13 protein-coding genes and 1 pseudogene are annotated in these 12,182 nt (G+C 61.5%); 8 read left to right on the top strand and 6 right to left on the bottom strand.

Annotation, left to right across the window (positions count from 1 at the left end):
* Nucleotides 1–103: pseudogene (locus AWH62_RS17105) on the top strand (IS110 family transposase); the annotation flags it as partial.
* 102 nt (nt 104–205) lie between these two features.
* Here the strand turns inward: AWH62_RS17105 and polA are convergent.
* Together polA and AWH62_RS04025 are read right to left on the bottom strand one after the other, a co-directional pair.
* Nucleotides 206–2,992, bottom strand: coding sequence for a DNA polymerase I (polA, locus tag AWH62_RS04030; protein ID WP_075189202.1), 2,787 nt, complete (start codon nt 2,990–2,992; stop codon nt 206–208).
* 318 nt (nt 2,993–3,310) lie between these two features.
* A complete protein-coding gene (locus AWH62_RS04025) occupies nt 3,311–3,709 on the bottom strand; it encodes a hypothetical protein (RefSeq protein WP_075189201.1) in 399 nt (132 codons plus the stop codon).
* A 410-nt stretch (nt 3,710–4,119) separates the two neighbouring features.
* Here AWH62_RS04025 and AWH62_RS16730 point away from each other — a divergent pair, with 410 nt between their 5' ends.
* Nucleotides 4,120–5,049: a hypothetical protein gene (locus tag AWH62_RS16730; RefSeq protein ID WP_143742907.1), complete on the top strand. Its 930-nt coding sequence runs from the start codon at nt 4,120–4,122 to the stop codon at nt 5,047–5,049.
* Between the two features lie 5 nt (nt 5,050–5,054).
* Here AWH62_RS16730 and AWH62_RS04010 read toward each other — a convergent pair whose 3' ends face one another.
* Nucleotides 5,055–5,261: a DUF6471 domain-containing protein gene (locus AWH62_RS04010; protein WP_075189198.1), complete on the bottom strand. Its 207-nt coding sequence runs from the start codon at nt 5,259–5,261 to the stop codon at nt 5,055–5,057.
* Between the two features lie 111 nt (nt 5,262–5,372).
* Here AWH62_RS04010 and AWH62_RS04005 point away from each other — a divergent pair, with 111 nt between their 5' ends.
* Both AWH62_RS04005 and AWH62_RS03995 read left to right on the top strand, forming a co-directional pair.
* Complete coding sequence (locus AWH62_RS04005; protein ID WP_075189208.1) at nt 5,373–6,338, top strand: IS1595 family transposase; 966 nt, start codon at nt 5,373–5,375, stop codon at nt 6,336–6,338.
* Between the two features lie 344 nt (nt 6,339–6,682).
* Nucleotides 6,683–7,222 (top strand): hypothetical protein, encoded by a 540-nt coding sequence (locus AWH62_RS03995; protein WP_075189196.1) that lies wholly within the window; start codon nt 6,683–6,685, stop codon nt 7,220–7,222.
* Nucleotides 7,223–7,276: 54 nt separating this feature from the next.
* On the opposite strand, the gene AWH62_RS03990 is transcribed toward AWH62_RS03995, so the two are convergent.
* From AWH62_RS03990 to AWH62_RS03980, 3 genes are all read right to left on the bottom strand, one after another.
* Complete coding sequence (locus AWH62_RS03990) at nt 7,277–7,552, bottom strand: hypothetical protein (RefSeq protein ID WP_158025554.1); 276 nt, start codon at nt 7,550–7,552, stop codon at nt 7,277–7,279.
* Nucleotides 7,553–7,962: 410 nt separating this feature from the next.
* Nucleotides 7,963–9,492, bottom strand: coding sequence for an SLC13 family permease (locus AWH62_RS03985; RefSeq protein ID WP_075189194.1), 1,530 nt, complete (start codon nt 9,490–9,492; stop codon nt 7,963–7,965).
* A gap of 50 nt (nt 9,493–9,542) precedes the next feature.
* Nucleotides 9,543–9,740 carry a zinc-finger domain-containing protein gene (locus AWH62_RS03980; protein WP_075189193.1) on the bottom strand — a complete coding sequence of 66 codons (198 nt, stop codon included), beginning with the start codon at nt 9,738–9,740 and terminating at the stop codon, nt 9,543–9,545.
* Between the two features lie 91 nt (nt 9,741–9,831).
* On the opposite strand from AWH62_RS03980, the gene AWH62_RS03975 reads away from it, so the two are divergent.
* From AWH62_RS03975 to AWH62_RS03960, 4 genes are all read left to right on the top strand, one after another.
* Nucleotides 9,832–10,791, top strand: a complete 960-nt coding sequence (locus AWH62_RS03975; RefSeq protein WP_075189192.1) for an ABC transporter ATP-binding protein — start codon at nt 9,832–9,834, stop codon at nt 10,789–10,791.
* Nucleotides 10,792–10,937: 146 nt separating this feature from the next.
* Nucleotides 10,938–11,312, top strand: a complete 375-nt coding sequence (locus AWH62_RS03970) for a hypothetical protein (protein ID WP_075189191.1) — start codon at nt 10,938–10,940, stop codon at nt 11,310–11,312.
* A 127-nt stretch (nt 11,313–11,439) separates the two neighbouring features.
* Nucleotides 11,440–11,745 (top strand): autorepressor SdpR family transcription factor, encoded by a 306-nt coding sequence (locus AWH62_RS03965; protein ID WP_075189190.1) that lies wholly within the window; start codon nt 11,440–11,442, stop codon nt 11,743–11,745.
* A complete protein-coding gene (locus AWH62_RS03960; protein WP_075189189.1) occupies nt 11,742–12,152 on the top strand; it encodes a hypothetical protein in 411 nt (136 codons plus the stop codon). Before AWH62_RS03965 ends, AWH62_RS03960 begins: the two co-directional genes overlap by 4 nt.
* Nucleotides 12,153–12,182: the final 30 nt, after the last annotated feature.

Here is a 12,182-nt window from a genome sequence, read left to right as displayed (position 1 = left end):
CGACGCCGGAAAACCCAAAAAACTCGCCCTCATCGCCGTCGCCCGAAAACTCCTCATAACCCTCAACGCTATCATCCGAGACCAACGCCCATTCCAGGCCTGATCAAAACAGTTGCCGGCTCTGCAGCCCGCTTTCGCGGGCTATCCGGCCGGGATGACAAATGAGGTATGGACTGGTGGTCACAAGACTGCGTCCCAGACCAATTTAGTGCGCCTCACCCCAGGTCATCCCCGCCTTCGCGTCCACCACAAGCGGCACGCTCAGCTGCAGCGCCGGCGCACACGCCTCGCCCATCACCTTTGAGGCCAGCGCAATCAGGTCATCGGCCTGGGTCTCCGGCACTTCAAACACCAATTCATCATGCACCTGCAGCAGCATTCTGGCGTCCAGATTGGCGGCGCGCAGGGCGTCGTCCATGCGGATCATGGCGCGGCGGATGACGTCGGCGGCTGAGCCCTGGATGGGGGCGTTGATGGCCTGGCGTTCGGCGAACATGCGCATATTGGGGTTCTTGTCGCGAATGCCGGGGAAATGGCAGCGGCGACCGAAAATGGTCTCGACATAGCCGGTCTCGGCGGCCTTGGCCTTCATCTCATCCATATAGGCGCGGATGCCGGGGAATTTCTCGAAATAGGCATCGATGAAGGCCTTGGCCTCATCGCGTTTGACGCCGATCTGATTGGCCAGGCCGAAGGCGGAAATGCCGTAAATCACGCCGAAATTGATCGCCTTGGCCTTGCGCCGGACCATCGGGTCCATGCCCTCAATCGGAACGCCGAAGACTTCCGAGGCGGTCATGGCGTGAATATCGGTGCCGTCGCGGAAGGCCTGTTTGAGGCTTTCGACATCGGCGATATGGGCGAGAAGGCGCAGCTCGACCTGGGAATAGTCGGCGGCAACCAGGACATGGCCCGGCTCGGCGATGAAGACTTCCCGGATCTGCCGGCCGGCCTCGGTGCGGATCGGGATGTTTTGCAGATTGGGCTCGGTCGAGGACAGGCGCCCGGTCGTGGTTGCCGCCAGCGAGAAAGAGGTGTGGACCCGTTTCGTGTCGCGATTGATATGGGCGAAGAGACTGTCGGAATAGGTCGATTTCAGCTTGGCATATTGGCGGTATTCCAACAGCGCGACCGGCAGGGCATGACCCTCGGCGGCGAGCTGGTCGAGCACGGCCGCATCGGTCGACCAGGCCCCGGTCTTGGTCTTCTTGCCACCGGGTAAGCCCATCTCTCCAAACAGGATTTCCCCGATTTGTTTCGGTGACGCAACGTTGAACTCGCGACCTGCCGCTTCATGCGCTTCGGCCTCGGCAGCGGCCATTTTCTGGGCGAAGTCGGAGGAGAGCCGGTTCAACTGGTCCGGATCAACCTTGATACCGACCCGCTCCATCTTGGACAGCACATCGGCCATCGGCCGTTCCAGCGTTTCGTAAACCGTGGCCATCTTCTTGGCGACCATTGCGGGCTTCAGGATTTCCCAAAGCCGCAGCGTGATATCGGCATCTTCGGCGGCATAAAGGGTGGCCTTGTCCAGCGGCACCTTGTCGAAGGTGATCTGGTTCTTGCCGGTGCCGCAGATCTCCTTGAAGGGGATGCAGGTGTGACCCAGGTGAAGCTCGGCCAGCGCGTCCATCCCATGCCCGTGCAGGCCGGCCTCCATGACATAGGAGATCAGCATGGTGTCGTCATAGGGCGCGACATCAATGCCATAACGCGACAATACGCCGAGATCATATTTCAGATTCTGGCCGATCTTGAGCACGCCCGGATCTTCAAGCAGCGGCTTCAGCGCCTTGAGCGCCTGATCCATCGGGATCTGCTCCGGCGCGGCGCCGGTATCGAACATGTCGCCGGTGCCCTGCGGGTCGACATGGGCGAGCGGGATATAGCAGGCCTGCCCCGGTGCGGTGGCCAGGGAGATGCCGACCAGTCCTGACGCCGTCGAAGACAGGGCATCAGTCTCGGTATCGACCGCGATCTGCCCGGCCTCGAAGCTCTTGGCGATCCAGCGCTCGAGCGCCTCCATCGTGGTGACACACTCATAGGCGTCACGATTGATCGGTGCCGTGGCATCGCCGGTCTCGTCGGCCGGCGGGCCGCCCAGCGCCTCTTCCACCTTGCGGGTGAAGGAGCGGAATTCCATCTCGCGCAGGAAGGGGACGAGGATCTCCGGGTCCGGCTCGGCGAGACCGAATTCGTCCAGCTTTTCCGGCATGGGTGCGTCGAGCTTCAGGGTCACCAGATCGCGGGAGATACGGGCATCCTCGGCATGGGCGAGCAGTTTCTCGCGCCGGCCCTTCTGCTTGATCTCGCCGGCCCGCTCGAGAAGCGTGTCGAGATCGCCATATTCATTGATCAACAGCGCCGCGGTTTTCACCCCGATACCGGGCACGCCGGGCACATTGTCGACGCTGTCGCCGGCCAGGGACTGGATATCGATCACCTTGTCCGGCCCGACGCCGAACTTCTCCATCACTTCCGGCGCCTGGATGCGCTTGTTCTTCATGGCGTCGAACATCGAGACCTTGTCGGTCACCAGCTGCATCAGATCCTTGTCCGAGGAGACGATGGTGACATCGGCGCCCAGCGCCTCGGCCTGGCGGGCATAGGTGGCGATGATGTCGTCGGCTTCGTAATTTTCCAGCTCGATACAGGGCGTGCCAAAAGCGCGGGTGGCGTCGCGGATGATGGAAAATTGCGGGATCAGGTCTTCCGGCGCTGGCGGCCGGTTGGCCTTGTAGAGGTCGTAGAGCTCATTGCGGAAGGTCTTGCCGGAATGGTCGAAGATTACCGCCAGGTGCGAGGGCTGATCATCACCCTTCAAATCCTCCAGAAGCTTCCACAACATGTTGCAAAAGCCCTGCACCGCCCCGGTCGGCGTCCCGTCGGTCCGGGTCAGCGGCGGCAGCGCATGATAGGCCCGGAATATATAGCCCGACCCGTCGATCAGATAGACGTGGCTGGTCTCGTCGACGGGTTTGGTCGTGGCCATGGGGGGTGTCTCCGGGCGGATGCGCAGGTGCGCAAATCAGTTGATCCGGAGACTAGCGCGGGGACGGCGCGGGGTCATGGGGGGAGTGCGGTGGGGGTGCCGCTTGTTGGAGATGAGGCGCGCCGCAGCGCGGCCTGATCTATAAATCGCTTGTCAGCCAGCGGGCCGTATCCGGTTCTTCAGGTCAAGGGCGCCGCAGGCGCCGCTCCGCGGGCATGCCCCTTGAGCTGAAGAACCGGATACGGCTTTCTCTCGGCAAGCGGTTTAAGGGCGGGTGTGCACCTGGGCGCATTTTGGCACGAAATGGGCCGCGAGTGCCTAACTAAACACCCACATCAACGCCCCACCTACTGCCGCCGTGAACGGCGCCATCACTTGCAATGACCACGGTGGCAGGCGTCGGGCCCAGAACATCGCATAGGCGTGATGCCAGCGCCGGGGTGCGAGGGCGATGAGGGCGGAACTGGCGACAATGAACACGCCGGCCCACAGGAAATACTGCGGCCAGGGCGTAGCGTCGGACACGCCGATCAGGGCCAGGCCGACCAGGGCGCGCAGGGCATGTTCGCCAAAATGGATCAGCGGCGTCGATCCCATCGCGCCCAATCCCTTGAGGGCCAAGCGAGGTCGGACAAGGCAAAGCGCGGCGACGGCGATCAGCCAGAGGGCAAACAGCTGGACGATCAGGCGAGAGAGGTCGGTGGCAAGCTCGGTCATGGAGACAAGGTGTATCGCGGGGATGGTTGGGTTCAATGGGGTGGTGGTTTGTTTTGCCGAGTCATCCCGGGCGGATGGCCTGCGAAGGCAGGCCGCAGACCCGGGACCTATACGCCCGGTGCGGCCAGCTATCGCGCGAATGGGTCCCGGATCGCCGCCCGGCTCGAGGCCGGGCATATGTCCGGGATGACAAAGTTTTGTGTCTGGATTCAGAGTTTATCCCCGCTGTGCACCCCACATACCGTCATCCTGACGAAAGTCAGGATCCAGTCGCGCGCACACGATTTCGCCTGGCCTGGCAACAGCTTGCGTCGCATTCCGGGTCCCGGCGTGCGCCGGGATGACGGTGTGTGGGGCGGGGATAGGCGACAAACTCGGCCTTATGTATCAAACGCACCAAGGGGTGAGCGATGATTAGCGCGCTGATCGGGGCGTTATTTATCGCCCTCGCCCCACAATTCGACATCACCAGAGGTGGGCTCCATTTCTTGCCATTCGCCGAGCTTTCGGCGTTCGATTTCGCCCATGAAGACTCGTTGATCCGTCCAATCAACGTCGAAAACATCGGTGTGAATAACGTCCACGCAAACGTGGATATAGAAGGGCGCTTGATCGTCCGTCAGGGACAAAGCCTGAAGCTCGACGTCTGCCAGTGGGTACCCGTAAGTCGAAGACTGTGTCTCGCTTTCACTAGGGGGAATGGTGAAGCGATGGTGCCAGTTGGTCTTACGGCCCTGAGATACGTCGTGCCTGCGGCTCGACCGTTCGGCAAACTGCCCCTTGCCGGGGCCGGTGACAAACACGCAGAGATACTTAATTCGGGCGCTGTACCAACAGTTCTTTGCTGGGGATGCGCCGAAGTTCTTGAATTGAATTTCTATGGTCGGACAGACGTTTTTCCCGGCTTTGCGAATGGCCTGAATCTCATCCGCAGACGGCAGCTTTATCCGAGCTTTCGTCACGGTGACGTAGGAGCGCACCTGTTTCTGGCCGATGTCGCGAGTAACGCGAACGGCCTCATGAGCGGCATGGCTAGCCCACGCCGTGAGGACGACCGTAGCCAGCAACAGAACAGTGCCGAAACCGACAATCCATGTTTGGGCAGTGGCGGCGCTCGCCATCCGTTGCGATGCTTCATTCATAGCTCGCTGGGCAGCGAGGTCATCCGCTTGCAGTTGCAAGGCTTCGCGCTCTTGGCGCTGGCGGGCATCGCGCTCGGCCTCTTCCTCAAGGATTTGCACAGGAAGTGGTACCGGAAATCCGGTACCATCGTCGCGTTCTTCAGCGGCCTGATTGGTGGCTTCTGGTTGCTGTTCCTGGGCCTCTACGGAAGCGCATAGGACGCTTAGTCCAATTGCAGCGAGCGCGATCCAATAGCGTCTAGACATTGTAGCATAAACGCGGCGGTGAACGCGCCGCGACTCAACTTGTTGGCGAGACTGCGTTCGTTCTCGCCTACCTTTTCCGCCAAGTCACGCACAGAGACGCCCTTGCGGGTCATTTCACTTTTCAGGATCGCTTTTGCCCGCGCGGTCCAAACAGAATCGGCCATGAATCACTCCTGTTGATGCGATAATCACCATAAACGGTGATTTTCTCATTGCCAAGGATGATTGGTATCGCTATATTTGGTGACAAGTTCACCAGATATGATGATTTTGACATGACACAGCATTTTCTCCTCTCCGCACAAGCCCGCACCCTGTCCCTCAAGGACATCTACAAGGCTGGCGAGGAAGCGGCTTACGAGACGTTCCGCATGATGCGCTGGACGGAAACGAACGGCGAGGCTGTCTGCCCGCGTTGCGGCTGTGTCGAGACCTATGACATCGCGACCCGCCGCAAGTTCAAGTGCAAGGCCTGTCATCATCAGTTTTCGGTCACGTCCGGCACGATCTTCGCCAGCCGCAAGATGGAGTTCTGCGACCTGCTTGCCGCGATCTGCCTGTTTGTGAATGGCGTGAAGGGCATGAGCGCCCTGCAAATGAGCCGTGACCTAGACGTGCAGTACAAGACGGCCTTCGTGATGATGCACAAGCTGCGTGAAGCCCTGTCTGCCGAGTTGCGTGATATCGAGCTGTCAGGCGAGGTCGAGATTGATGGCTGCTATATCGGCGGTCACATTCGCCCGTCGAACCTGAAAGAGCACCGCATTGACCGTCGCAAGGCCAAGCACCAGACCGGCACTCGCCGCGTTGTGGTGGCTCTGCGCCAGCGTGGAGGCCGTACCCTGCCTTTCGTGACCATGCGCGAAGGCCAAGGCGTCGAGATTGCAGCCCGCAAGGTGTCCGTTGGCTCGACCATCTTCGCTGACGAAGCCGCACATTGGGATGACCTGTATCGCATCTTCCCGATGGGTCGGATCAATCACTCCGAGGCCTACAGCCTCGACGGTGCCCACACCAACAACGTTGAAAGCTATTTCTCCCGCCTTCGCCGCATGATCCGTGGCCAGCACCACAAGGTCAGCCCGCAATACCTGCACCAGTACGCAGGCGAGGCGGCTTGGAAAGAAGATCACCGCAGCGAGGCCAATGGCACTCAGGCGGGTCGTGTGCTGCGTAGCGCTATGACGTCGCCGGTTAGCCGGGCATGGGCTGGCTACTGGCAGCGGGCGGCGGCCAACTAAACTCAAGGTTTGATACGGAAAGCTTGCGCGGTAATAATACATTACCCAAGAGAATCACTTTCCCGTTGACATTTGTTCACACAAAACATAGCGTCCGAGGTATGAAATGTCAGATAGACCACGGCACCCGAACAAGGATGTAGAGGACGCCGTACAATATGCTGAATCTAAAGGTTGGCGCGTCAAAGTTAGTAATGGCCATTCTTGGGCTAGAATTTTCTGCGCGCAAGCGGACCGAAATGGATGCCAAATATCGGTTTGGAGCACCCCGAAAAACCCGGGCAACCACGCCAAAACCATTAAGCGGTGCGTAGCTAAGTGTGCCTGCGGAGAGGAGAACGATGATGAGTGAACACGAATTTACGCTTATCGTGTCTGGAGTCGATCCGGCGGCGGGCGAATTTGAGGAACGCTTTTTTGAGGCGGGATGCGACGATGCGACTCTGATGCTGCATCGCGGAGCTGTAGCAGTATGCTTCATTCGTGAGGACGAAGACTTTGTCCATGCGGTCATTTCTGCCTATCAAGACGTATCCAAGGCAGGCGCGATAGTTGAGCGGCTCGAGCCAGACTTCTTAGTTAGTCAAACCGAAATCGCGGCGCGAGCAAAGTTGACCCGCGCCGCAGTTTCCAACTATGCCAGCGGCGACAGGGGAACCGGTTTCCCGGCACCAAAAGCTCGGATTACGACTAAAAGTCCCTTATGGGACTGGGTCGATGTCTCCGGATGGCTTTACCGTAACAACCTGCTGAAAATGCAAGACGTAGTCGATGCCCGTATCACGCGAGCGCTAAATCTGGCACTGCAACATGATTCAAAGCGCGACGAGGGCCGCTTATCTGAGCTGTTGTCTGCGACCGCAAGGGAACCAGTAGCGGCATAGCCGCGAGGTCTCTGCAGGCGCCGTGCGGTCACCGGAACCGCTTCGTCACGTCCTTCACGCGCCGGGTACGTCCTTGACGCGCTCGTCAGTGGCTTCCCACCCCATTCGGGTGATGACTTCAAGGGCAATGGCGTGATTGCCTTCATGCCCCTCTCGCATGGCCTCGCAGACCATTTGCTTGAGCTTGCCGCGCTCGAATAGCCGGACAGGTCCAGTATCGGGATCAATGAGCCGGATGGCGGCTTCAATGGTTCTCAGATCGGCGCGGGCCTGAGTGATTGTATTGCGCAGTTCATCGCGCTTTTTGAGCAAGGCTTTCATGCCCGGCATTGTGCCGGATCAGCGCCGCGAAATCCTCATGACACTTGGTGCGTTTGATACATAAGGCCGGACAAACTTATCCGCCCCCCTTTACCCCATGAGATACTCCCCCCGGTTTTCGGGACGGGAGGCACGAGCTCAGTCACTTGTGCCCGGAAGCGAGCGGAGCCTGTCCGGGCAGTGGCGTGACACCCATTGGCGCTGGCAGGGCGTGCGACCAGGTCGCGGGGCACTAAACGACCGACCCCATCTACCTGGCGCATTGGAATCGGGGGCGAGAGCGTCCGGGAAAACTCCGCGAACGGGATGTCGGCGATGTCACGTTTTCAAATCAAACCGGTTATCGGCATTCGCCGACATCCCGTTCCCCTCTCTGCCCGAACCGCCAGGTGTTCTCGCCGTGGCGATGAAAGTGCGTGTCAGCCGAAGAGCACGAAAATGCCGGCAATGATCGCGATGGCGGCCAGATTGATCCGCACGCCGGCCTTCATCATCTGCAGCTGGGTCACGGCGCCGGAGGCGTAGACGATGGCATTCGGGGCAGTTGCAACGGGCAGCATGAAGGCCGTCGAGGCGGCGATTGCGACCGGGACGACGAGGTTTTCCGGCGGCACACCCGCTTCGACCGCGATCACGCCGAGCACCGGCAGGAAGGCCGTCGTGGTGGCGACATTCGAGGTCAGCTCGGTCAGGAAGACGACCAGGGCGACGAAAATCAGCAGCAGGACCGGCAGTGGCATGTCGGCGAGGAAGCCCATCTGCCCGCCCAGCCAGTCGGCCAGGCCGGTGGATGACAGGGCCGCTGCTAATGAGAGGCCACCGCCGAACAGGATGACGACATTCCAGGGCAGGCGGGCGAGACCGTCCCAGTCCATCAGCATTTCGCCCTTGCGCACGCCGCGGTCACCGGCCGGCACCAGGAAGGTCGCCAGCGCACCCATCACCGCGATCTGGGTATTGCCGAGTGACAGGGTGACGGTCAGGCCGAGTTGCGTGCTGATCCAGGCGAGCAGTGGATTCCAGCCCCATTCAGTGCCGGACTGGCCGATCAGTTCTCCGGGCAGCACCCGGCCCATCCACAGGATGGCGACCGTGCCGAACAGCAGGGCCACACGCCATTCCGGACGGGTCATCTTGCCCAACTTGGCCAGTTCGGTGCGCACGAGTTCCTTGGCCGCTTCACTGTCACCGCCGCCTTTCAGGTCGAAGGCGAGGCGGGTGAGGATGAACCAGGCGACCGGGATGAGGAGGGCGACAATGGGCAGGCCCATGCCCATCCAGGTCGCAAAGTCGATCGCGATATCGAATTCGTTCTGCAGATAGCCGATGCCAATCAGATTGGTCGGCGTGCCGACCGGGGTCGCCATGCCGCCGATCGAGGCTGCGTAGCCGACCCCGAGTGCCAGGGCCGGGGCGAAGAATTTCGAGCTGACACCTTCGCGCTCGACTTCCTGGGCCACCCGCAGGGCGATCGGGATCATCATCAGCGTCGTCGCCGTATTGGAGATCCACATCGACAACAGCGCCGAGGCCAGCATGAAACCAAGAATGAGCGCCGCGGGGCGTCCGCCGAAGCCATTGACAATATTGAGCGCGATCCGCGTGTGCAGGCTCCAGCGCTCGATCGACAGGGCGACGATGAAGCCGCCCAGCAGCAGCATCACGATCGGGCTGGCATAGGGGGCGGTGGCGGCGCCGGTCGAGACGATGCCCAGCAGTGGGAAGATCGCCATCGGGATCAGCGCTGTGGCGGCAATCGGGATGGCTTCGGTGGCCCACCACACCGCCATCAGAACGGCCAGCGAGGCCAGCAGCCAGGCTTCCCGGCTCAGCCCGTCCGGCAGCGGCAGGACTTGCAGCAGGATGGCCAAGCCGATCCCGGCAAACAGGCCGATCACTTGCGAGGTGGATTTGCCGCGATTGGCGGCCGGCGTGTCAGTGTCAGCCACAAAGCGCCTCCCCAGCCCCTGTTGCAGACCCGTTGATCTGGCGTCGGGCGTCAGGCCTTGGGGTCTTCGGACGAGCCGGCTTTCACGAAGCGGCGATCACAATAGGGGCATTCCACGAAATCATCCTGGCCCATTTCCAGATAGACGCGCGGATGTCCCAGAGCGCCACCACCGCCGTCGCAGGCCATGCGATGCTGGTCGGTGACGATGATTTCGGACGGCGGAACAGAATTGGCGGCGTCGGCCATGGACAAGCCCTCATGGACAGGATGAATGACGATCCCTAAGTGTGGGGCCTAGTTATGGCCTTTGGCCCTCATCCGTCAATTCCGAGGCGACATGTCCGACAGCTCCCCCCTTCCTGATTTCGCGCTCGAAGCCACCGGTCTGAAGAAGACCTATCGCGGGTCCAAGCTGGCCGAGCCGAAAGAGGCGCTCAAGGGGATCGACCTGAAAGTGCCGCGCGGCTCTATCTTCGGGCTGCTGGGCCCCAATGGCGCCGGCAAGTCGACCTTCATCAATATCTTTGCCGGCCTCGTGAAGAAGTCTGGCGGAACGGCGAAGACCTGGGGCATTGATATCGATCAGGACAGCCGCGCCGCGCGCGCCGCCATCGGGGTGGTGCCGCAGGAAATCAACATGGACGTCTTCTTCACACCGTATGAGACGCTGGAGTTGATGGCCGGCTTCTACGGTGTGCCCAAGGCCGAGCGGAAGACCGATGAATTGCTCGAGGCGGTCGGCCTCACCGACAAGCGCAATGCCTATGTCCGCCAGCTTTCCGGCGGCATGAAACGGCGCCTGCTGGTCGCCAAGGCGATGGTCCACACCCCGCCCATCCTGGTGCTCGACGAGCCGACGGCCGGCGTTGATATCGAGCTGCGACGCCAGCTCTGGGACTATGTGCGCGAACTGCATGCCCGCGGCACCACGATCGTCCTGACCACGCACTATCTGGAAGAAGCCCAGGAATTGTGTGACCAGATCGCCATCATTGATCACGGCCAGGTCATCGCCTGCGAGCCCAAGGAAACGCTGCTCAAGCGGATGGATTCCAAGACCCTGGTGATCGAACCGGCCGAGGCGCTGAGCGCCGTACCGGCGGAACTGGCAGAGTATGACGCCGAGATCCGCAGCGATGGCGCGCTGGCCATCACCTATCGTTATGGCCAGCAATCCGTGGCCGAGATGATCGAGAAATTCCGCGCCGCCGGCGGCCGGATCGAGGATTTGCGCACCGAGGAAGCCGATCTGGAAGATGTCTTCCTGGCGCTGACCTATAACCGCCAGGATGCCTGATGTGCCGATCCGTGTCTGCGGGGATGGGGGCGCGCCCTGTCCCGCCTTGCCTGCCCCTTTTTGGGCATGATTCCAGCGCATTCTGTCCCTGGCCAAAGGAGGGCCGACCGACAGGACACCAAAACCGGGAAACCAGGGAGGCCATCATGCGCATTCACGTCATTCGCCAAGTCTTCGCCATTTCGGTGAGCGCGCCGTTGTTTGTTGCCCTGGCCTGGTTTTTCGGCGTCTTCCTGCAGCCGCAGGGCGAGACCGGAGCCGGCTTTGCCCTCATCCTCATCCTCGCAAGTGCCATCGCCGCCATCTGGCTTTATGCCTGGTTGATGCGCCCGGGCCGCAAGGTCCGCTTCCGCAATCGCGGTGTCGACGGGTTTGATCGTGACTGGGGTGTCGGCCTGACGGGGCTCTCCCAGCACCAGAGCGGTCGCCGTCGCCGCGATGATACCGATGGCGATGATCTCGGCGGTCGCCGCAATTCCGGCGATATGGACGATGGCGGCGACGAGGTCGGCCTCGCCTGAGACGGGCGTTCCCCACGCAAGCGCCACTCACAGGAACAGTCCGAAGGGACAGCGCTCCGGATCCGCTCCGGGGCGCTTTTCATGTTCGCGATTGACAACGATTAGACAATTAGCTAATTGTCATTTCATGAGTGATGTTTTCAAAGCCCTGTCCGACCCGACGCGCCGGGAAGTCCTGCAAATGCTGAAGGCGGGACCCCGGTCTGCCGGTGATCTGGCCGACGCCTTCCCGGTCTCGAAACCGACCATGTCGGCGCATTTCAACGTCTTGCGTGGTGCCGGTCTCGTGTCGATCGAGAAGGCCGGCAAATCGGTCATCTATCATCTCAATGTCTCGGTGCTCGAAGAGGCGCTGCTCGGCTTTGCCGGCGCGTTTGGCCTGGGCCAACGCCCGCCCGCCAAACGCTCGAAGGAAGAAAAGGAAACGCCATGATCACCCGCTCCGTGAAAGGGTCGCTGGCCCTCGCCGCCATTCTCCTGGCCACCGCATTCGGACTGTCGCTTCTGGCCGATTTCAACTGGGTCGGGCCGGACATGCCGGATCGGGTGGTCCAGGTCATGATCGGGCTGGTCTTGGTCCTGTTCGGCAATGCGACCGGCAAACGACCGGCCGACGCCGATCCGGCCGGCGAGGGCAAGCCGGGCCTGATGGCCGCACGGCGCTTCTTCGGCCTGGCCCTGGTGGTCGGCGGCCTCATTCATGCCGGCGCCTGGCTCGTCGCACCGCTCGACCTGGCCAACACGCTGTCGATGGCGGCGGTGATTGCCGCCCTCATCGCCGGGCTGGGCCGGGTCGCCTACGCGATTGTTGCCCAGCGCGAGACCCCGGACCAGGGTTGAGGCGCGGCGGCCTGCTGCCATCCCGTTCCG

This window comes from Maricaulis sp. W15, assembly GCF_001924955.1.
Lineage (GTDB): Bacteria > Pseudomonadota > Alphaproteobacteria > Caulobacterales > Maricaulaceae > Maricaulis > Maricaulis maris.
The sequence above is the reverse complement of the archived record's forward strand: the minus strand, read 5'-3'. Positions and strand labels throughout refer to the sequence as shown.

Coding starts and splice junctions, on each gene's coding strand:
- AWH62_RS04005 (WP_075189208.1), top strand. CDS start 5,373: ATGACACAGCATTTTCTCCTCTCCGCACAAGCCCGCACCCTGTCCCTC.
- AWH62_RS04025 (WP_075189201.1), bottom strand. CDS start 3,709: ATGACCGAGCTTGCCACCGACCTCTCTCGCCTGATCGTCCAGCTGTTT.
- AWH62_RS16730 (WP_143742907.1), top strand. CDS start 4,120: ATGATTAGCGCGCTGATCGGGGCGTTATTTATCGCCCTCGCCCCACAA.
- AWH62_RS03975 (WP_075189192.1), top strand. CDS start 9,832: ATGTCCGACAGCTCCCCCCTTCCTGATTTCGCGCTCGAAGCCACCGGT.
- AWH62_RS04010 (WP_075189198.1), bottom strand. CDS start 5,261: ATGGCCGATTCTGTTTGGACCGCGCGGGCAAAAGCGATCCTGAAAAGT.
- AWH62_RS03995 (WP_075189196.1), top strand. CDS start 6,683: ATGAGTGAACACGAATTTACGCTTATCGTGTCTGGAGTCGATCCGGCG.
- AWH62_RS03960 (WP_075189189.1), top strand. CDS start 11,742: ATGATCACCCGCTCCGTGAAAGGGTCGCTGGCCCTCGCCGCCATTCTC.
- AWH62_RS03970 (WP_075189191.1), top strand. CDS start 10,938: ATGCGCATTCACGTCATTCGCCAAGTCTTCGCCATTTCGGTGAGCGCG.
- AWH62_RS03980 (WP_075189193.1), bottom strand. CDS start 9,740: ATGGCCGACGCCGCCAATTCTGTTCCGCCGTCCGAAATCATCGTCACC.
- AWH62_RS03965 (WP_075189190.1), top strand. CDS start 11,440: ATGAGTGATGTTTTCAAAGCCCTGTCCGACCCGACGCGCCGGGAAGTC.
- AWH62_RS03990 (WP_158025554.1), bottom strand. CDS start 7,552: ATGCCGGGCATGAAAGCCTTGCTCAAAAAGCGCGATGAACTGCGCAAT.
- polA (WP_075189202.1), bottom strand. CDS start 2,992: ATGGCCACGACCAAACCCGTCGACGAGACCAGCCACGTCTATCTGATC.